The organism is Amycolatopsis sp. cmx-11-51, from assembly GCF_047608665.1.
Classification (GTDB): domain Bacteria; phylum Actinomycetota; class Actinomycetes; order Mycobacteriales; family Pseudonocardiaceae; genus Amycolatopsis.
This window is the reverse complement of sequence record NZ_JADNQO010000004.1, coordinates 494,105-513,589: the sequence shown is the minus strand read 5'-3', so window position 1 is coordinate 513,589 and position 19,485 is coordinate 494,105. Positions and strand designations below refer to the sequence as shown.

The window sequence follows — 19,485 nt, the reverse complement described above, 5'->3', positions numbered from 1 at the left end:
TCTTCCCGGCGTTCCCCCGCACGGATAGCCTTGACCTGTGCGAATAGGTGTCAATGTCCCGAATTTCGGACCGGGGACCGACCCCGGAATCCTCCGCGGCTGGGCCACCACGGTCGAAGGCCTCGGCTACGACCTGCTCATGGTGTCCGACCACGTCGCCATCACCCCCGACGTCGCCGAGCAATACCCGGCGCCGTTCTACGAACCGTTCACGACACTGTCGTGGCTCGCCGGAGTGACGAGCCGGATCCGGTTGGGCACCACCGTGCTCATCGTCCCGTACCGGCATCCGCTGCTGATCGCCCGGATGGCCGCGAACCTGAACCAGCTCAGCGGCGAACGGCTCGTGCTCGGCGTCGCGTCCGGCTGGGCCCGCCAGGAGTTCGAAGCACTCGATGTCCCGTTCGAGAAACGGGGGCGGCTGACCGACGACCATCTCGACGCCGTCCGGAAGGCCTGGGCGAACGACGCCGACTACCGTGCCGGCGACATCCCGATCTGGGTCGGCGGCAACAGCGACGCGGGGATCCGCCGCGCCGTCCGCGTCGGTGACGCCTGGCATCCGCTGAGGGCCACCCTCCCCTGGCTCACCGAAGCGCTCACCAGGGTCAAGACCATCGCCGACGCCCACGACCGGCCCGTCCCCGCGTTCACCCCGCGGATCCTGCTGAACATCACCGGCCGTCCGGTCACCGGACCGGACCGCCTCGCCGGAGAAGGCACGATCGAGCAGATCGTCGACGACCTCGACCGGCTTCGCCACCTCGGTGCCGAGACGGTCGTGCTCGACCCGTTCTCCGGCGACCCTGAAGAGACCCTCCGCCCGGAAGCCGCCTGGCAGGCGCTGGCGACCGTGGCCGCACACTGGGAACTGGGCCGATACCGGCCGGAACGGGAGCGATCATGACCGAAGAAGACGAGAAGTTCCTCCGCCACGCCATCGAGCTGGCCGCGAAGTCCCGCACGGACGGCGACCCGCCCTTCGGGTCGCTTCTCGTCGGCCCCGACGGCTCGGTTCTGGCCGAGGAACACAACACCACGGTGTCGCAGTCGGACATCAGCCTGCACCCGGAACTGAAGCTCGCCGTCTGGGCCGCGCGCGAACTGGAGCCGTCCGTCGCGGCCGGGACGACGATGTACACCAGTTGCCAGCCGTGCGGGATGTGCCAGGGGGCCATCGAACGCTCCGGTCTGGGACGGGTCGTGTTCGCCCTCTCAGGTGAGCAGGTCAACGCGCTCAAGCCGCCGTCCACCGCACCAGCGGTACGGCTGGAGGGTCCGGCGCTGTTCGACGAAGCCAGGCTTCCGGTGGAGGGCTACTACACCTGAGCCCCGGCGAAACGGAAGTCCGGTGACGGGGCCAGAATCGGCCCTGTCACCGGGATCTGCTCCAGCAGCTCGATTTTCGCCGTCGCCTGGTTCACGAAACGCGAACCGACTCGTGGCGGTCACCTTGCGTTAGGGTGATCACGATGTCCGCCGAACTCGTTCCCGCCGCGCTGGAGCCACCGAAGACCGGGCTGCCGGAGACCAGGGCCGAGAACCGGCGGCAGGTCCTCGCCGAAGCCGTCGCGCTGCTGCCCGCGCTCCCGCCTGCCGACCCGCTCGACCGGTACGCGATCCGGCACATCACCGCGCTCTGGCTCGAAACCGACAAGACCGACCACACCCGCCGCGCGTACTACGCCGACCTCTCCGCCTGGCTCGGCTGGTGCGCCCGCACCGGGCTCGACCCGCTGACGGCCCGGCGCGCCGACGTCGACGCCTGGAAGAACACCCTCACCGTCACCGGCAGGGACGGCGTGCCCCGGCCGGCCGCCGATTCCACCGTCGCGCGCACCCTCGCCGGCATCTCCAGCTGGTACCGGTACCTGCAGTCCAACGACATCGCCGACCGCAACCCGGTGTCCGCGGTCAACCGGCCCAAGACCGGCAAGACCCCGCCGCTGCCGGCGCTCGGCGGCGAGTCGACGGCGAAACTGCTGAACCACATGGAGAACCGGGCCCGTGCCAACGACACCGAACCGTCGTGGCGTGACGCCGCCGTCGTCGCGATCCTGTTCTACACCGGGTTGCGTGTCTCCGGCTTGACCACCGCGACCGTGCGCGACCTCGACACCGACGCCGGGCACACGATCTTGCGCTACACCGCCAAAGGCGGCCACCGCGACTTCGTCCCGCTCGTCCCCGCCGCCCAGCACCCGCTACGCCGCTACCTCGACCTGCGTGCCGCCCGCACCGGCGTCCGCCCCGACGAACTGACCGGCCCGCTGCTCGCGACCATGCCCCACCGCTACGACGGCACCAAACCCGGCGGAAAGCCGTTGGCACAGCGCGACGTCTGGTTCCTTCTTCGGACACAGGCCCGTGCTGCCGGACTCGCCGAAGCGAACACCATTTCCCCGCACACCGCGCGGCGGACCACCGGCACCTTGTTGCTGGCCAACGACGTCCCGGTCCAGAAGGTCCAGGACCTGCTGGGTCACGCCGACATCCGCACCACCCGCGACCGCTATGACGCCCACCGGCACAAACTGGAGACCTCTCCCGTGCACGCGCTCGCGCAACTGCTCGCCGACGCGCGCCACCGTCAGAGCTGAGCCTGTCCCAGCTGGGACTTCGTCGCACCGATCACGACACCGTCGACGCGTGCGAGCCAGCTCCCGCACAGACACCGGATGTACTCGAGACTCCCCCGGGAGACCCGTTGTGAATTCGTCGCGCTTGCGGGCAGTTCGGTCAGCGGCCACCCGCACCGCGGGCACTCTTTCGACTCCATGCCCCGATCGTGCTGTAATGAGTTAATGCACTTCAACCCTTACGGCGGGGCAGCGGCTCAGATCGCCGCCGACCTGGTGAACCTCGGTGACGACGCCGGGCCCGTCGAGCTGACCGCGATCTTCCAAGACCGCATGACGGTCGCCGCCGTCCAGAAGCGCGAAGCGACCGAAATCGTCGCCTGGACCCGGCGACTCCGCCGCGTCTTCGAAGCGGACCCCGCCGAGCGCGTCGACCTCGTCAACGCCCTGCTATTCGATTCCGCGTCGAAGCCGTACATCTCCACTCACGAAGGCAAAGCGCCTCACCTGCACTACGTCGACGCCCACGCCGGCACCGTCGCCCGGGTCCACGCCTATACCGCCGGCGGACTCGCGCACCTCGTCTGCGACGCTCCGGACCGCTTCGGCGTCTGCTCCCGCGAAGGCTGCGAAACGGTCTACGTCGATGTCTCCCGCAACGGACGCCGCCGGTTCTGCTCCACCCGCTGCGCGACCAGGGTCCACGTCGCCGACCATCGGACCCGGCAGGCGGGCTAGGCCGATACAGTGTCTGCCGCTTCCGGCAGGGAATCCGGCTAGATCGCGTACCGCCACGCCGTCAGCGCGTGAGCCGAGAACCACGCACCCAGGACCACCCACGCCGTCGCGGCCACCACCGCCGTCGCCGTCCGCCGCTTCGACAGCCCGATCGCGATCGGGACCAACACCGGGAAGGCGGGCAGGATGAACCGGATCTTCGCGTCAGGCAGCCCCCGCGTACCGATCGCCAGCAACAGCACCCCGATGCCGTACAGCGTCAACGGCCACGGCACCCGCGCGCACACCGCCACCACGACCAGCGCCACCGCCCCGAGCAGGATCAACACCGTCAGCGTGCTGAACACCGAGTCGTCCGCGGTCAACCGCGCCAGCACCGACTCCCAGGTCTCCACCCCGAAATCGAACTCGGTGTTCCAGCCCCGCAGCTCGATGTCCTGCCAACCGGTCCAGCTCCCCGTCCGGTAGGCCACGAACCCCAGGTACCCCGCCACCCCCAGCGGCGCGACCACCGCACCCGCCAGCGCCGGCGCCCGCTCCCCGGGGCGCCGGATGGCCGCGATCAGCGCCGCGAAGACGACCACCGCGACCAGCACCACCGCCGTCGACCTCGACAGCCCTGCCGCGAACGCGAACAACCCGGCAGGCAGCCAGCGCCGCTCCAGCACACTCACCAGCGCCCACACCGCCAACGCGCAGAACACCGCTTCCGTGTAAGCCATCGAGAACACGATCGCCATCGGCGCCCCGGCCCACAGCGCCACCAGCAGCAGACCGGTCCGGTCACCCCGCTCCGCCGACACCGCCCGCCCGATCCGGATCAAGCCGCACGCGAGCACCATCCCGGCCAGCACCGACACCGCCAGCGCCGCGGTGACGACATCGAGCCCGAGCCACATCACCGCCTCGACGAGCTTCGGATACAGCGGGAAGAACGCCATCGGCGCGTCCGAATACGGCTGCCTCGCCGCGTCCAGCGTCCCCGGCAGATCGGCGTACCCGTGCACCGCCAACCGCAGATACCACTGCCCGTCCCAGGCGGTCAGGCGATCGGTCAGCGTCCCGCCGCGCCCGGCGGCCAGCAGGTCGAGCAACTGGACACTGGCCGTGCGGATCACGAGATACAGCAGGATCGCCCTCGGATACGGCGACCAGGCCAGCCGGTCGAGAACTCTCTCGAACGCACGCGCCGGACGCCCCTGGTGGGGTGCCGCCTCGGGACCGGCGGGTTGAGCAAGATCGTCGACTTCTCGGAGCACGCTCAGAGTGTCTACAATACGAAGTCGTTTTGTCGTTCGATCTTGGATATTCGCAGTTCAGTCCACGTGGGGAAGGCCACAATCCGGCGCCGTGCCCGATCCGCGAGACCGGCCTAGTCGAGCCAGTCCTCGCCGGTTCGCCGGTTGTGGTGATCCAGCAGCTTCGACAGCAGCTCGGTGAACCGCTCCCGCTCGCCGGGCGACAGCGGCTCCATCAGTTCGTCCTGGCGCTCGGCCAGTTGCTTTTCCAGCCGTCGCAGCTGCCGCTTGCCCGCGGTGGTCAGCGAGATGACGTTGCGCCGCCGATCGGCGGGATCCGGGGCACGCTCGACCAGTTCACGTTCGGCGAGCTCGTTGATCGTCGCGACCATCTCGCTGACGTGGATTCCGCTGCGGCGGCCGAGTGTCGCCTGGCTGGCGGGCCCGAACTCCTCCAGCGTCGCCAGCACGCGGTAGTGGTAGCCCCGGGCGTTGACGGCGGAGAACCCGTCGGTCACCAGGCGATGCGCGTGGTTCGCCGTCTGCGTGAGCAGCCAGCTGGGCAGGCCCTGCCACCGGGCAGGCATCTCCTCGGCCGAGTTCTCCATGTGACGAGTCTAACCAATCGTTGGGTGCCCGAACGATTGGAGTATCGTTCGGAGACAAAACGTTAGGCGCCTAAACGTTTAGGTGCCGAATGAGTCACCGGGAGTCAAGACCGTGATCAAGCCCTTCCGCATCGACATCCCCCAGGCCGACCTCGACGATCTCCATGACCGCTTGTCCCGCACCCGCTGGCCCAACGAGGTCACCGACGCGGGCTGGGACTACGGCTTCCCGCTGGCACGCCTCAAGCAACTGGCCGAGCACTGGCGCACCGGCTACGACTGGCGCACACACGAAGCCGAGCTCAACGAGCTTCCACACTTCACCACCGAGATAGAAGGTCAGAACATCCACTTCGTCCACGTCCGGTCCGCGAACCCGGACGCGCTCGCGCTGATCCTCACCCACGGCTGGCCCGGTTCGTTCCTGGAGTTCCTCGACGTGATCGAGCCACTGTCACGCGACTTCCACCTGGTGATCCCGTCCATCCCGGGCTACGGGTTTTCCGGACCGACCCACGAACGCGGCTGGGACATCGTCCGAATCGCGCGAGCCTGGGCCGAGCTGATGCACAGGCTCGGCTACGAGCGCTACGGCGCACAGGGCGGCGACTTCGGCTCGGGCATCTCGACAGCACTCGGCGCGACGGCCCCCAAGCAGGTCGTCGGTGTACACGTCAACTACCTGCCGACCCGACCGGATCCGGACGCTGACGTCGAACTGTCCGAAAAGGACGAAGCCCGGCTGGACAGGATCCGGCAGCTGATGGCGAATCGCCCGCCCTACCAGGCCCTGCAGGTCGCGACCCCACAGACCATCGGCTACGCACTCACCGACTCGCCGGTCGGCCAGCTGGCCTGGATCGCCGAGCGCTTCGCACAGTGGACGGATCCCCGCTCGCCGGTCAGCGACGACCGGATGCTCACCGACATCTCGCTGTACTGGCTGACCGCGACAGCGGCCTCCTCGGCACGGCTGCACCACGACGCCATCCCGAGCGGCGGGATCGAACCGTGCCGGGTTCCACTCGGCGTGGCGGTGCTCCCGTACGACATCACGCAGTCGGTGCGACCGCTGGCCGAGCGGCTGTACGACATCAGGCACTGGTCGGAGCTCGAGCGCGGCGGGCATTTCGCCGCGATGGAGGTGCCGGACCTGCTCGCCGAGGACATCCGCGTCTTCTTCCTCAACCTGCTCGCCGAGGGGTAGGCGCCAACACGCCCGTTCGATCGCGCGGCGGGACCGGCCCACCGCCGCCCAGTCGTGCTGGAGCTGCATGGCCGCGTTCGGTGCCGGCCCGGCGGCGACGATCACGAACAGCGCCTGGTCGACGTCGAACCCGGTTGGCAGTTCGCCGTTGTCCACCGCCGCGGTCGGTCCGCCCGCAACTGTTCCTGTCAGCGCGACCACACCTTGGCCGACGGACTGGGCGACCCGCAGCTGAACCGGGGTGGTGCAGGCTGACGGGCAGCGGGTCTTCCACGGTGGCGACAGGATGTTCCATGGCTTCTGATGGCTCATCGCGCGCTGGTTCAGCCCGTTCGACGCGGTGTTCCTGCCCGCCGCGATGGACCCGAAACAATCCGCAACAGCCGCCGAAATCCTCGACGACCGATGCACTACGAGCCGGAGCAACCGGACAAGATCGCGGGTTGCGCACGCCGGACGGCGCGTGTATGTGTTACCGGAGTCGTAGCTGGTTTTGTCAATGAATAATAATGTTTTAGAATCAGCACCAATGTATATGAGGTTATACACTTGAAGAAAGGACAGTGATCGACTTCCGGTTTTTCAGGACGCGCTGCTTGGCGTTTTTGATGTGCCGACGCATCCGTGCCACCGTCTCGTCCCGCTCCCCCGCCACCAGTCCGGGCGCTCCCCTGGCGGATCCGAGCTTCGCGAAGAACCTGAACCGCTGCACCTCTCCCCCGAGCGACCGGTATGCCTTCTCCAGGAACGGATTGTCCGCCCGGGCGGCGATGAGCGGCTGCGGATCTTCGTCCCGGTCGTCCTCTACTACCTGTTGCCCACCCTGCTGTTCGGCGTGGCGTGCTGTGGCTGCTGGAGCGTGATCACCGTGTATCGGATCTTGTTGGCCGCGACCCGCGCCTGCCTGTTCGCGTTCCTCGTCTGTGTCATCTCGGGCGTCCTGTGTTTCTTTGCTTTATACGCGGGAAGGGCGGGAGAACGCGCCGGACACGGAAGAATACTACTCACCCACTCCGAACTTATATGGCGTTATACACCGGGGGAGTCGAGTGGCCAGCGACGAGGGGAACGATCAAATGCGCGTTGCCGATGACGGCCTCCCGGGACTTTCGCCTGGTCGTGGGTAAGCCGTCTGAGGGGGTGTGTGGAAATAGGGAGGTTGAGTGTCCCTATTTCCACACACCCCCTCGGATCCGGTCGTCATGGGGACTCCTCGTGCGGGACTGTGCAAATTTGGGGTCATCTGACGTCCCAAAATTCACACAGTGAGAGACGCGGTCCGGCAGCGGAACCGCGCTCGAACCCGACACCTCTGCCTAACCCCTCAATAAGCCGTGTCACCCGGCACGACGAGCCCGGCTTCGTAGGCGACCATGACCGCTTGCGCCCGATCTCGCACACCGAGCTTGGCGAAAACCCTGCTGACGTGGGATTTCGCGGTCTGTTCCGCGATCACCAGCGCTTCGGCGATCTCCGTGTTGGAGAGGCCACGCGCGATCAGCCGGAGCACGTCGGTTTCACGCGCGGTCAACTCGGCCACGAGCGCGTGACCCGCGTGTGCCGACGCGTGGGTACGGGTGAACTCGCCGATCAGCCGCCTGGTGATCGTCGGCGCGAAGAGCGCGTTGCCCGCGGACACCACCCTGACCGCCGTGACCAGGTCGTCCAGCGGCGAGTCCTTCAACAGGAAGCCACTGGCGCCCGCCCGCAGCCCACCGAACACGTAGTCGTCGATGTCGAAGGTGGTCAAGATCAACACACGGACCTCTTGCCGCCCTGCCACGATCCGCCGGGTCGCCTCGAGACCGTCGAGTTCGGGCATGCGCACGTCCATCAGCACGACGTCCGGTTCGAGTTCGGCGCACAACGCGACGGCGGTGGTGCCGTCCGCGGCTTCCCCGACCACGTGCATGTCGGCCTGCGCGTCGAGCACCGCCCGGAAACTCTGCCTGACCATGGTCTGGTCGTCGGCGATGACCAGAGAGATCACGGTTGCGGCTGCCCTTCACGATCGAGCGGAACGGTCAGGGCGACCAGGAAACCACCGCCCGGCCTCTCCCCTGCCTCAAGATCCGCCGCGAGCATAGCCGCCCGCTCTCGCATCCCCACCAAACCGTGCCCGCCGCCTGCCTGTCCGGCCCTTTTCGGATCCGGCCCGGGACCGTTCTCGATGACCAGGCGAACAAAACCCGGCCCGGTCACGAGTTCGACGGAGATCGACGCCCCGGGCGCGTGCTGGATCGCGTTGCTGAGTGCTTCCTGCACGATCCGGAACACCGACAACGCGACCCCCACCGGAACAGCGTCGAGGTCGCCGCGCAGTTCGAGTTCGCACGTGGTGCCGGCGGCCTTGACCCCTTCGACGAGCTCGACCACCTTGGCCAGCCCCGGCTGCGGAGCGACCAGGAGAGCGCGATCCTCGGACCGGAGCACTCCGAGCAGCCTGCGCAGTTCGGTCAGTCCTTCCCGGGCGGTTCCGGCGAGGTCCGCGAACTCCCGCCAGATCTCGGCTTCGCGGTCGGCCTTGGCAGTATCGGCGAACCGGAACCGTGCCGAGTCCGCTCGCAACGCGAGCACGGACATGTGGTGCGCGACCACGTCATGGAGTTCCCGTGCGATGCCCGCGCGTTCCTCCAGCAGAGCCGCGCGTGTCTCCTCGGCGAGCCGTCGTTCCTGCTGTGCCGCGCGTTCCTCTTCGGCGAGTCTGCGCTGACGGACCGTATTGCCGAGGAAGAACACCATTCCGCCCAGCAACACGAGCAGTGCCGCGTCACGCCAGTCCCGGACGAAGGGTGCGGCGGCGCCGAACGAGATCAGCCCCGCCCAGGTCAGTTCGGCCTGATCGTTGCTCTCCCCCACGAGGTAGAAGACGAGCGCCGTCGTCAGCGCGAAGCCCGGCGCCCACGGCCAGCCCCAGGAGGCGGACATGCCGGGCAACGTCACCGGCGTGCTCACCAAGCCGACGATCACCGTGCGCCAACCCCACAGCGGCGAACGCACCGCGAGCAGGCAAGGAAGCACGGTGATGAGCACGTGGAACGTCTTCGCGGGCGGAGAGACCGAAATCGTCGAGAACGTGACGAAACCCGCCCACAGGCCACATCCGACGATCGCGAGCCCACGCAGCCAGCGCAACCCCGCCGATCGCTTCGGCGGGGCGTCGGTTCCGGTGAATGCCGTATAGCGCAGGGCATCCCACCAAATGCGCAGGCGCTGTCGCTCGATCATCAGATTCCCGACGAGCCGCGAAGCCCGGCGAGGAAGAACGCGACGACGCGTTCCAGGTATTCGGAACGGCTGCCCAGCGATTCCGCTTGTCCGATCCCCAGGAGCAGTCGTTCACGGGGGTCGAACAACACCATGCCGCTGAACAGGCGTGCCGCCTCGAGCGGGTCCGGGCACCGCAGAAGGCCACGCTCGGCGGCGTCACCGAGGATGGCGGCGACAGCGTTGTCGAAAGGCCTGATCCCTTCGTCGTAGACGAGTCGCCCCAGCTCGGGGAACCGGACCGATTCGGCGAACGTCAGGCATCGCATTTCGAGGCCTTCGTCGCTGGTGAGAACGTCTAAGAGCAAGGTACCGGCACTCGTGAGCGCCGCTTCGAGATCGCGGTCGGTCGTGGGTACGGCGGCCGCGTCCCGCAAGGGCTCGACTATCCGCTTCCGGAAGGAATCGACGAGTTCGAGGAACAGGGCTTCCTTGTTTTCGAAGTGGCGGTACAGCGTTTCCAATGAGCAGCCCGCCTCCTCGGCCATGGCCCGGATCGACGTACCCGCATAGCCTCGATCGAGGAGAACCGTCAAGGCCGCGACCGCGACATGTTCCTTTCGGACAGGACCCCGGCGTTGCCGCTCCCGGATTGTCATCGCCGCAGCCTACCGGCGGTCGCGAGATCTTCGTCGAACTCACGGACACCGTTCAACGACGCCCGCACCGCCTCGAAACCGTCGTGTCGGAGCAGGACCTCGTAGCCACCGATCGCGGGTTCCCAGGTCTGGGCGCCGACGTGCACGGACAGGATCGCGTCGGCGAGGCGGCGCGCGTCCTGCAGGACGGAGCTGGCCCCTGAGGCCCTGGTGGGCAACATCGCGTGGATGGCGTCTCCGAGCAAGGTGACGCGGCTCGGCCTCCAAGCGGGGACTTCACGCGAAGTTCCCATGGCCAGGCCGTGGAACTGGTCGGGAAAAGCCTGGTCGTGCGGGAGCTTGAACATCGTCATCCTGACCACGATCACGCTCGGCTGCCTGGGCGTACCAGTGGTCGCCCTGCGCCGGGCGAAACGCCAGCGGAGCACGTGCTGCCGAGCGGGCATCGTCGTCCCTTCCGCCCGTTCAGCAAGCCGAGGCGACCGCGCCCCTCCCTCTAGGAGACGCCGGATCCGTATGGACGGGTGAGGATCTCCAGCACATGACCGTCGGGGTCGTCGAAGTACACGCCCCGGCCGCCGTCATTGGTGTTGATTTCGCCGGCGCCGCGGTGCCCCGGCCCCGCCCAGTACGGCAGGCCCCCTTCACGGATCCGCCCGAAGATCGTGTCGAACTCATCCTCCTCGACCAGGAACGCGTAATGCTGCCTGGAGAACTCCTCGGTGCTGTGCATGACATCGAGCGAGACCCCGTTGCCGGTCTGGACCACCAGGAACGGGCCGAATTCAGCGGGCTCTGGCAGCCCGAGGATCGAGACCAGAAAGCCCGCCGTGGCGGCCCGGTCGGTAGCGTTGATGATGGTGTGATTCAGCTGTACCGTCATGGAAAGCACTGTAGAACCTCAAGCTTGGTAGAGGTCAACTCGTTGCCGCCGTCGTAGATCACGTCCGGCTCGACGTGGTCCGCATTGTTCTCGAATCGGTCGTCGTCGGCTCGAACTCCGCTGGTGTAGTAGACATGTCGGGCGTTCGCGTTCTTCGCGGCCTCAATGACCGACTCGTGCCGAGCAAGGCGATTCAGGTCGCCGTCCGAATCCGACAGATCGACGGCGGCAGTGCGGAACCCGGCGGAAGCGAGCCCACCGAGACACACTTGATTCCGTCCGACGGCGGTGATCGTTTCGGGTGACCAGGGTGCCCGCCTCAGCCACGGTCATGGAGAGTGACCTGGTAGCCGTCGGGGTCGGCGAAGGTGAATGTCCGACCGAAGGGGCCTTCGATCGGTGCGGAGACGATGGTGTGGCCGTCGGTGACGAGCGCATCGTGAATGGCCTGGACGTCTGTCGCGTGGAGCCAGATCGCGGCACCGATGCCAGGCTGGGCGACGGATGCACTACTCCTGCCTCGAACTGCTGGCTCAACGACCGGGCTTGTCGAACTCCGAACTCGCACGGGGCGCGTTCGTGACACGCCAGACGGTGAACGTACTGCTCCAGACACTGGACCGAGAGGGCCACGTGACCAGGCCCGCCGCGGCACCCGTCGGAAAGGTTCTTCCCACACGGCTCACGCCTCGAGGCCGACGAAACCTCGAGAAGGCGACCTTAGCGGTCCGGTCCGTCGAGGTCAGAATGCCGGCCGGCATGACCGAGACCGAGCAGTCAGGCGCGTTCCGGAGCCTGCAGAGCATGATCCATTCCCTGCGTGATGGCAACGACGGCGCATAGCTCGTTGCTCGGCCTCGAGATTAGGCTCCCCGTCGTGGGGTTGAGGGTGATGGTGCTGGGGCCGGTGCGGGTCTTCGGCGATGACGGCGAACCGGTCGATATCGGTGGTGCGAGGCCTCGGATGTTGATGGGCAGGCTCGCGCTCGCGGCGGGCGAGGCGGTGTCAGCCGGCGCGCTCATCGAGGACATCTGGGGAACGGAATCCCCTGCGGCCACCACGAACACCTTGCACGCGCTGGTACACCGTCTTCGACGGGCGCTGCCGGAGCCGGGAGTGGTGGAGTCGCCCGCCGCGGGCTATCGGCTCGCGTTGCCCGCCGACAGCGTGGACGCGCACCGGTTCGAAGTCCTGGCCGCACGGGGCCGCCGTGAGCTCCTGGCGGGCGAACCCGAGCGTGCGACCGCCACGCTCGGGGACGCGCTCGCGCTGTGGCACGGTGACGCGTTCGCGGACGTGCTCGCCGCTCCGTACGCCGAAATCGCTGGTGCGCGCCTTGAGGAGTTGCGGGCGGCGGCCCGTGAAGACCGCTTCGAAGCGGAGCTGCGGCTGGGCCGGCATTTCGGAGTGCTGCCCGATCTGGAGGCGGCCTGCGCCGCGCGACCCTTGCGGGAACGCCTGGCCGCGTTGCGGATGCGCGCGCTTTCGGCGGCGGGCCGCCAGTCCGAGGCGCTCGCCGCGTACGAGGACATCCGGAGCAGGCTCGCCGTCGAACTCGGTGTCGATCCCTCCGCCGTACTGCGGCGCACTCACGTCGCCGTGCTGCGCGGAGAGATGGAGGGGACAACGGTCCGCCCGGGGCCCGCGCCGGGCAGGCTGCCGTCGCGGTTGACGTCGTTCGTCGGCCGCACCGGTGAATCCGCGTTGCTCGCGGACCTGGTGCGGAGGTCCCGGCTGGTCACCGTGGTCGGCCCCGGTGGCGTCGGAAAGACCCGGCTGGCCTTGGAAGCAGCGTCCCGGCACCACGCGTACGAAAGCGGCAGGCTGTGGCTGGTCCCGCTGGCAGGCGTCGAAAGTCCAGAGGGGGTCGCCGATGCGATCCTCGGCGCACTCAGCGGCGAGCGCCTCGCCACCGGCATCGCCGAGCCCCTGGATCGCGTGGCCACGCTGCTCGGCGGGGATGACGCCATGCTGGTCATGGACAACTGCGAGCACCTCATCGCCGAAGCCGCGCGAATCGCCCAGTATCTGCTCGAATCCCGGCCGCGGCTGACCATCCTGGCCACCAGCAGGGAGCCATTGGACGTCCTTGGCGAAGCGCTCTGCCGCCTCGGCCCGCTCGACGTCCCTGGCGAGCGCACCGATCCCGGCGAATCGACCGCGGTGCGGCTGTTCACCGACCGCGCGGCCGCCGTCCGGCCGGGCTTCGCCCTCACGGAGTCCACCGTGGACTCCGTGGTGGACGTGGTACGCCGCCTCGACGGCTTGCCGCTCGCGCTGGAACTGGCCGCGGCGCGGCTGCGCTCGATGAGCATCGGCCAGGTCGCACGGCATCTCGATGACCGGTTCCGCTTGCTCTCCACCGGGAACCGGGCGGCCCTGCCTCGTCAGCGCACTCTGCGTGCGGTGATCGAGTGGAGCTGGGACCTGCTGAGCGACCGCGAACGGATCGTGGCACGACGATTGGCCTTCTTCCCCGCTACCGCCACCTTCGACGCGATCGAAGCGGTGTGCTCGGACGCCCTTTACGTGCTCGACTCGCTCGTCGGCAAGTCGCTCGTGGAGCACGGCGACGACGGCTATCGGATGCTGGAGAGCATCCGCGCCTTCGCTGCCGAAGAACTTTCCCGAGCAGGCGAACGGGACACGATCCGAGGCCGATACGTCGGCCACTTCGCCGCGCTCGCCACCGGACACGAAGCCCTCGCGCGGTCTCACCACCAACCGGCCTCGCTGGCGGTCATCGCCGCCGAGTACGACAACCTGGTGTTCGCGTTGCGGTCAGCCCTCGATGGCCGGGACGCGGACGCCGTGGTCCGGCTGCTCGGCCTGTTGCACTGGTACTGGTACGCGGTGCGTTACGACGCACGGGCGGAGTTGTCGATCGCCGAGGCGCTCACTCTGGGCGACGCGCTCCCCCACGACGCCCGCGCCGCTTTCACCGCGATCGACGCCCTGATCGGCGAGAACGCGCCGTGCACCGATCCGGACCGTGTGCGCGCCCTGATCGCCGGATGTTCGCAAACCGGCGCCTTCGAGCGGTATCCGTTCCTGCTGATGGTGACACTCCCCTTGGCGCAGCAGATGGGCCTCGAGGACCTCGTCATGGGCGAGTTCGCCAGGGTGAGGAAGGGGTCCGACACCTGGGCCGGGGCCTGCGTGTCCTTGCTGGAAGCCACCGCGGCCGGGGATCGTGGCGACTGGGCCGGGCTCGCCGCCGCACGCGAACGGGCGGCGACGGAGTTCGCCGAGACCGGTGACCGGCTTTGGACGGCGGTATCGACGGCCCTCCTGGCCGAGGTCCACACCGTCGGCGGCGACCACGACGCGGCGATCGCCGCACTGGAACGCTCCCTCGGGTTGTCCGCCGGAGCCGGGTCGCAGGACGAGGTCTCCTACTTGGTCGGGCTGGCCGCGGTGCGGATGCGCGCCGGTGACCTCGACGGCGCCGGGCAGGACATCGACGCGGCCGAGGATCTGACGTGGGCACTCGGCCTGCGGTACATGGAGTTCGAAATCCGACTGGGCCGCGCCGAGATCCACCGGCGCTCCGGCGACTTCGAGCAGTCGGCACGGGAACTCGACGAGCTGGCCGCGCTGGCGCGACGGCAGCGGCTGCCGGACGTGGAGAACATCCTGGCACCAGCCAGGATCGCACTTCATCTCACGACCGGGAACGCGGATCGTGCCCGCGAACTGCTGCCTGCCGCGCTCGCCGCCGCACAGGCCAACGCAACCCCTGCGCCGGCAGCCCAGCAGCTGGCGAGGCTGCTCTTCCTCGAGGGCGACCCGGTCGGCGCGGCGACGGCGCTCGGCCTGAGCCAGGCCGTTCGCGGCGTCTTCGACCGCGGTGACCCGGAGCTGCGCGACCTGGTCGCCGAGCTCACCCGGCGGCTCGGCGGACACGGTTACGACGACGCGTTCCAGAGGGGTGCGCGGCTCACCCGGGCCGACGCTGTCGCCAGGCTGACAGCGCACTCAGCCCCTGTCAGCGCTTTGTAAGCCGGTTGTCATCACCGACGGTCACCGTTGAGGCGTACGACAACCAGCTGAGAGGAAACGTCATGACAGACGTCGAAAGCACGGGACGCCCGAAGGTGCGCGAGGCCATGGACCGCGCGGTGAGCGAGCTGGGCGCGCCCAGCGTCGTCGTCCAGATCCAGGACGGCGACGGCACGTGGTACGGCTCCATCGGACAGGCCGACACGACGACCGGCGCCCGGCGAGTGCCCGGCGAGCACCTGCACACCGGCAGCATCTCCAAGGCGTTCACCGCGGCCACCGTGCTCCAGCTCGAGGCCGAAGGGCTGCTGGACATCGACGACACCGTCGAACACTGGCTGCCGGGCGCGATGGACGGAAGTGACTACGACGGCACCAAGATCACCATCCGGCAGCTGCTGTCCAACACCAGCGGCCTGTTCGCCACCGGCATGGCGAAGGAGGTGCAGCGCCGATACAACGTCCGGTCCGCCTTCGACGAACACCGCTTCGAAGTCTTCGAGCCCGGGGACGTGCTGGAGCTCGCCGTGTCGGAGCCGCCGGCATACCAGCCAGGCGAAGCTTTCTGGTACTCGAACGGCGGTTTCGGCTTCGCCGCGGCGATCGTCGAGAAGGCCACCGGGAACACCTTCGAGTCCGAAGTGGACCGAACCCTGGTACGCCCCTTGGGACTGAAGCACACTTTCGCACGTCCGCGCGAAGAAACCGGCTACCGGGGACGCCATCCCCGGGCATACTCGAAGGTCTTCCTCAGGGAGGGAGTCCGTCCGGACGAGGTCACCCCGGAGAACTGGCCCTCGATGCTGGAGGACCCCGCACTGCCGCCCTTCGACGTCACCGAGGTCAACACCTCCGCCGGATGGGGCGCGGCCAACGTGGTGTCGACCCTCGACGAGCTGCTCGTGTTCTTCACCTCGATGATCGACGGAAGCCTGCTGCCGCCCGCACAGCACGAGAAGATGTGGACCACCGTCTCCACCGAGGGTGCGCACTGGCTCGCGAATACACGCTACGGCCTGGGATTGTACGAACTGACCCTGTCCAACGGCAGGAAACTCCGTGGTGGCACCGGGCAAAGCTACGGCACGTGCACCTTTGTGATGGGCGAACCCGACGGCTCCCACACGCTGGCCGTCCACACCAACAACGACTGGGCGACCTTCCCTCTGCTCGACGGCATCCTCGAAGCGGAGTTCGGCGCCGCCGGCATGGCACTGAAACTCTGACCGTCCACAGGGGGCCGGCGCCGGCATAGGGTGGCGAAGGGTCGCGGGAACCGTTGTTCGCCTGCCGGCGTCAGAACGCGAGCTACCGCTCACGACCCTTCGCCACCTCACCCCGAACAGGGCCAAAGGTAGCTTCACGTGCCCGCCGCTCGAGGAGGAGCCGATGCCGTTCCTTGATCCCGAACCGCTCTACGCCAAGCTCACGTCGGGCGACGCGGCGGGCATCGCCGAGGTCGGCGCCACCATCGCCGACGCGAGGGCCTCTTTGCAGACCGTCGCGAACGAGATCTCCGGTGGCGCCCTGCGAGCGGCCCGGTCATGGCGCGGCACGGCGGCGGCGGAGTTCGTCGGCAAGGCGAAAGAGTCCTCGCGGGCCCTCGCAGAGGTATACGAACAGCTCCACGCCGCCGAATCGGCCGTCAGAGGCGCTTCCAAGGCGTACTCGACGCTGCGGACATCGGCCGACACTGCCATCGCGCCGTGGCGCAAGCTCGGTCTGAACGACCTCGCCGAAGCACCGGAAATCGCCATGCGGACCGTCCGGGCGCTGACCGTCGCCCAGCACGCCTATGAAAGCAAGCTGAACGCGATGGCGGCCACGAACGACGGCGGCGGCTGGGACGACGAGGGCAACGCACACATCAGCGGTGTCGATCCGGGACAACCGTGGACATCCCAGGGCTTGGCTTACGACGGCGAGAACCTGCTCGTGGGCTCGTACCACGACGGGGACGGGGACGGGGACGGCGACAGCCCGATCGGTCCAGGGCTGACGCCGAGCCGGCTGACCTACGTCGACTACGAAACCGGCAACGAAGCGGGCAACGTCTATCTCAACGGTAACGGCGAAGTAGGCGCGCCCACGCACACCGGTGGCGTCGCGACGGACGGCGAACACGTCTGGGTGTCGTCCAACGGCTACGTGTACGTCTACGACAAGGCCAAGCTGGACGCCGCACAGGACAGCGGCACACCGGTCGACGCCGTCGACGTGGTCCCCACACCTGCCCACAGTTATGTCACCTACGCCCAGGGCAAGCTCTTCGTGGGCGACTACACCAACAACCGGCTTTACGAAGTCCCCGTCGGCAAGAACGGCTCACCCGAGCCGGACAAGGCCGGGGAACCGATCGAGACGCCGAACAACGTCCAGGGTGTCGTGGTGCGTGACGACGAGTTCATCTTCTCCTCGTCCGATGGGCACAGCGGCAAGTTCTACCGGCAGGACCGGACGCCGGAACTGTTCGACTTCAACGATCGCGAAGAAATCGAGCTGAAGGGCGGTGAGCCGGGCAACGAAGACGGCTACGACTCACACGGTGTCGAGGAAGCCGTCGAGATCGACGGGGAAATCGTGCTGGCTCACGAATCCGGCGCCTACGGCTACCAGAAGAACCCGGGCGAGAAGTGGGACGAGCCAGAGCTGACCAGGATCTCCCTTGACGAGCTGGGCCTGGACCCGGACGGTGCGCTCTCCCCAGGGGACGCCGGTTATGAAACCGATCCCGACTCGCTGGTCGGTGCCGCAGGTGTCCTTGACGGGGCGACGTCGACGTTGAGCGCCGCGGCGGGCACGGTGTCACGGCTGCAACTGGTGTCACATCTGCTCGGCGAGGTTCCCGCCGCCGCCACCTTCAGCGACGCGCTGACCAAGCACATCTCCGCGGCGGGCGACCGGCTGACGGCGGGCGCGGAAACGATCGGCGGCGTCGCGGACAGCCTGGTCACCAGCGCCGACACGTACCGGCGCGTCGAGGACGGGATCAGCGAGGGACTGGACAAGCTTGGCGAAGTCCTCCCCTGACCCTGCCGGGCCGTTCAGTTTTCGCCGTACGACTCGTAAGAGAGGTATTCGCCGAAGCGGATGATCCGTTCGCCGTCGTCGGCGAGGACCGCCGGTCTCAGGCGGGCGCCGGCGATCCCGTCCTGGTCGCGCCGGCCGGCCAGGACTTCGGCGAGCACGACCGCGGCCCGATCCCAGAAAACTCACATTGCTATAGAGGTCACCCCGTCTTGATCGGCGATGCCGCGGACCGGCGGGCGAACAGGATCGCGCCCGGTTTCGGCTCGTCCGGATTCAGGAGGTGCTGTGCCTCAACGGTGAAGCCCGCCCCACGGAGCCAATCGGCCACACGGGACGGTCGGCGAAGGTACCCATACGCGTGCACGGACCGGTCGCCGTCCCCGGTCGACCGGTTTTCCGGTTCGTCACCGACGTGGAATCCCGCGGCCAGCACCCCACCCGGCCGCAAAACCCGGTGGAACTGTCCGAGTACACCCGGCACCGCCTCGTCCGGGATGTGGATCAGCGACCACCACGCGAGCACACCCGCGAGGGAGCCGTCGGCGAGCTCCAGATGGGTCATCGAACCGACCTCGAACCGCGCGCCGGCGTGCTCGCGGCGGGCGATCTCGATCATCGCGGGTGACAGGTCGATGCCGAACGCGTCCGCGCCCAGCTCCCGCAGCAACGCGGTGGTGTGCCCCGGCCCGCAACCCACATCGGCGACCGGCCCGCCGCCGATCGCGCGGACCAGGTCGGCGAACAGCACGACCCCCGCGCGAACGTGGAGCTTCCTGTCGAGCAGGTCGCGGGTCTCATCGGCATAACCGGCCGCGTCGGCGTCATAGGAGTTCCGGGTTTCGGTCAACCAGCTCATTCCAGGAACCGTAGTCCCACGGATCGCGGTCCAGCACCACGAAGTCCGCCGCCAGCCCCTGTGCCAGGCGCCCGGTCAGCCCCTCCCACCGGCACGAATACGCTGTACATCAGCTCTTGGACGACGGCGAGCTTGAAATTGGGGTCGGTGAATTGGATCTGCCGGCTCATACGCCGAACCTTAAGCGGCGACGACACCGCCATCCGCTCGGCCACTGTCTCGCGGGGAGAACGGCCGAAAACGCACTTGACGCGACAGTCCCGACGACGCCCCGCGGTGGGTGCCGTCGCCTACCACGGATCACGACCGGTGGTCGGGCCCACGCCCCTCGGTCAATGCGGTGCCGGCCGCCGGCTTCGCTGTGCCCGTCGCGGTCGGCCACTTGGCGGCGGGCATCGTCGTCGCGATCGCCTCTCGGCATGCGCAGTCGAGGTTGCCTGCTGCACACCTGATCTGCGTCAGCATGATGATCACGGT

The 19,485-nt window shown here is 68.1% G+C and carries 20 protein-coding genes and 1 pseudogene; 9 read left to right on the top strand and 12 right to left on the bottom strand.

Features of this window, described 5'->3' with window-relative positions:
• Positions 1–37 precede the first annotated feature (37 nt).
• The 4 genes from ACM6LU_RS18985 to ACM6LU_RS18970 all read left to right on the top strand — a co-directional run bounded on the left by ACM6LU_RS18985 (position 38) and on the right by ACM6LU_RS18970 (position 3,317).
• On the top strand, positions 38–907 hold the full coding sequence (locus ACM6LU_RS18985; RefSeq protein WP_414939034.1) for a TIGR03619 family F420-dependent LLM class oxidoreductase: 870 nt from the start codon (positions 38–40) through the stop codon (positions 905–907).
• Positions 904–1,329 carry a nucleoside deaminase gene (locus ACM6LU_RS18980; protein ID WP_414939033.1) on the top strand — a complete coding sequence of 142 codons (426 nt, stop codon included), beginning with the start codon at positions 904–906 and terminating at the stop codon, positions 1,327–1,329. Before ACM6LU_RS18985 ends, ACM6LU_RS18980 begins: the two co-directional genes overlap by 4 nt.
• Positions 1,330–1,472: 143 nt before the next feature.
• Positions 1,473–2,600 carry a tyrosine-type recombinase/integrase gene (locus ACM6LU_RS18975; RefSeq protein ID WP_414939032.1) on the top strand — a complete coding sequence of 376 codons (1,128 nt, stop codon included), beginning with the start codon at positions 1,473–1,475 and terminating at the stop codon, positions 2,598–2,600.
• A 204-nt stretch (positions 2,601–2,804) separates the two neighbouring features.
• Positions 2,805–3,317 carry a CGNR zinc finger domain-containing protein gene (locus ACM6LU_RS18970; protein WP_414939031.1) on the top strand — a complete coding sequence of 171 codons (513 nt, stop codon included), beginning with the start codon at positions 2,805–2,807 and terminating at the stop codon, positions 3,315–3,317.
• A 38-nt stretch (positions 3,318–3,355) separates the two neighbouring features.
• Here the strand turns inward: ACM6LU_RS18970 and ACM6LU_RS18965 are convergent, their stop codons facing one another.
• Both ACM6LU_RS18965 and ACM6LU_RS18960 read right to left on the bottom strand, forming a co-directional pair.
• Positions 3,356–4,576, bottom strand: coding sequence for a hypothetical protein (locus ACM6LU_RS18965; protein ID WP_414939030.1), 1,221 nt, complete (start codon positions 4,574–4,576; stop codon positions 3,356–3,358).
• Between the two features lie 113 nt (positions 4,577–4,689).
• Complete coding sequence (locus tag ACM6LU_RS18960) at positions 4,690–5,163, bottom strand: MarR family winged helix-turn-helix transcriptional regulator (protein WP_414939029.1); 474 nt, start codon at positions 5,161–5,163, stop codon at positions 4,690–4,692.
• 112 nt (positions 5,164–5,275) lie between these two features.
• On the opposite strand from ACM6LU_RS18960, the gene ACM6LU_RS18955 reads away from it, so the two are divergent.
• The gene (locus ACM6LU_RS18955) at positions 5,276–6,370 is read left to right on the top strand and encodes an epoxide hydrolase family protein (RefSeq protein WP_414939028.1); all 1,095 of its coding nucleotides are present in this window, start codon (positions 5,276–5,278) and stop codon (positions 6,368–6,370) included.
• Positions 6,371–7,177: 807 nt separating this feature from the next.
• On the opposite strand, the gene ACM6LU_RS18950 is transcribed toward ACM6LU_RS18955, so the two are convergent.
• From ACM6LU_RS18950 to ACM6LU_RS18920, 7 genes and pseudogenes are all read right to left on the bottom strand, one after another.
• Positions 7,178–7,300 carry a hypothetical protein gene (locus tag ACM6LU_RS18950; RefSeq protein ID WP_414939027.1) on the bottom strand — a complete coding sequence of 41 codons (123 nt, stop codon included), beginning with the start codon at positions 7,298–7,300 and terminating at the stop codon, positions 7,178–7,180.
• Positions 7,301–7,694: 394 nt separating this feature from the next.
• The gene (locus ACM6LU_RS18945; RefSeq protein WP_414939026.1) at positions 7,695–8,360 is read right to left on the bottom strand and encodes a response regulator; all 666 of its coding nucleotides are present in this window, start codon (positions 8,358–8,360) and stop codon (positions 7,695–7,697) included.
• On the bottom strand, positions 8,357–9,598 hold the full coding sequence (locus ACM6LU_RS18940) for a sensor histidine kinase (protein ID WP_414939025.1): 1,242 nt from the start codon (positions 9,596–9,598) through the stop codon (positions 8,357–8,359). Before ACM6LU_RS18940 ends, ACM6LU_RS18945 begins: the two co-directional genes overlap by 4 nt.
• Entirely contained in the window at positions 9,598–10,236 is a 639-nt protein-coding gene (locus ACM6LU_RS18935; protein WP_414939024.1) for a TetR/AcrR family transcriptional regulator, read from the bottom strand. The genes ACM6LU_RS18940 and ACM6LU_RS18935 overlap by 1 nt, the downstream gene beginning before the upstream one ends.
• The gene (locus ACM6LU_RS18930) at positions 10,233–10,682 is read right to left on the bottom strand and encodes an FAD-dependent oxidoreductase (RefSeq protein ID WP_414939023.1); all 450 of its coding nucleotides are present in this window, start codon (positions 10,680–10,682) and stop codon (positions 10,233–10,235) included. The genes ACM6LU_RS18935 and ACM6LU_RS18930 overlap by 4 nt, the downstream gene beginning before the upstream one ends.
• Before the next feature lie 50 nt (positions 10,683–10,732).
• On the bottom strand, positions 10,733–11,119 hold the full coding sequence (locus tag ACM6LU_RS18925; RefSeq protein ID WP_414939022.1) for a VOC family protein: 387 nt from the start codon (positions 11,117–11,119) through the stop codon (positions 10,733–10,735).
• Positions 11,120–11,438: 319 nt separating this feature from the next.
• Positions 11,439–11,633: pseudogene (locus tag ACM6LU_RS18920) on the bottom strand (VOC family protein); the annotation flags it as partial.
• Here ACM6LU_RS18920 and ACM6LU_RS18915 point away from each other — a divergent pair.
• The 4 genes from ACM6LU_RS18915 (at position 11,624) to ACM6LU_RS18900 (ending at position 18,152) form a co-directional block, all read left to right on the top strand.
• A complete protein-coding gene (locus ACM6LU_RS18915) occupies positions 11,624–11,962 on the top strand; it encodes a MarR family winged helix-turn-helix transcriptional regulator (RefSeq protein WP_414939021.1) in 339 nt (112 codons plus the stop codon). The pseudogene ACM6LU_RS18920 and the gene ACM6LU_RS18915 overlap by 10 nt on opposite strands.
• Before the next feature lie 34 nt (positions 11,963–11,996).
• The gene (locus ACM6LU_RS18910; protein ID WP_414939020.1) at positions 11,997–15,122 is read left to right on the top strand and encodes a BTAD domain-containing putative transcriptional regulator; all 3,126 of its coding nucleotides are present in this window, start codon (positions 11,997–11,999) and stop codon (positions 15,120–15,122) included.
• A gap of 62 nt (positions 15,123–15,184) precedes the next feature.
• Complete coding sequence (locus ACM6LU_RS18905; RefSeq protein WP_414939019.1) at positions 15,185–16,348, top strand: serine hydrolase domain-containing protein; 1,164 nt, start codon at positions 15,185–15,187, stop codon at positions 16,346–16,348.
• Between the two features lie 163 nt (positions 16,349–16,511).
• Positions 16,512–18,152: a WXG100 family type VII secretion target gene (locus tag ACM6LU_RS18900; RefSeq protein WP_414939018.1), complete on the top strand. Its 1,641-nt coding sequence runs from the start codon at positions 16,512–16,514 to the stop codon at positions 18,150–18,152.
• Between the two features lie 14 nt (positions 18,153–18,166).
• Here the strand turns inward: ACM6LU_RS18900 and ACM6LU_RS18895 are convergent, their stop codons facing one another.
• The 3 genes from ACM6LU_RS18895 to ACM6LU_RS18885 form a co-directional block, all read right to left on the bottom strand.
• Entirely contained in the window at positions 18,167–18,310 is a 144-nt protein-coding gene (locus ACM6LU_RS18895; RefSeq protein ID WP_414939017.1) for a hypothetical protein, read from the bottom strand.
• Positions 18,311–18,351: 41 nt separating this feature from the next.
• A complete protein-coding gene (locus ACM6LU_RS18890) occupies positions 18,352–19,008 on the bottom strand; it encodes a class I SAM-dependent DNA methyltransferase (RefSeq protein WP_414939016.1) in 657 nt (218 codons plus the stop codon).
• 300 nt (positions 19,009–19,308) lie between these two features.
• Complete coding sequence (locus ACM6LU_RS18885; RefSeq protein WP_414939015.1) at positions 19,309–19,482, bottom strand: hypothetical protein; 174 nt, start codon at positions 19,480–19,482, stop codon at positions 19,309–19,311.
• Positions 19,483–19,485 lie beyond the last annotated feature (3 nt).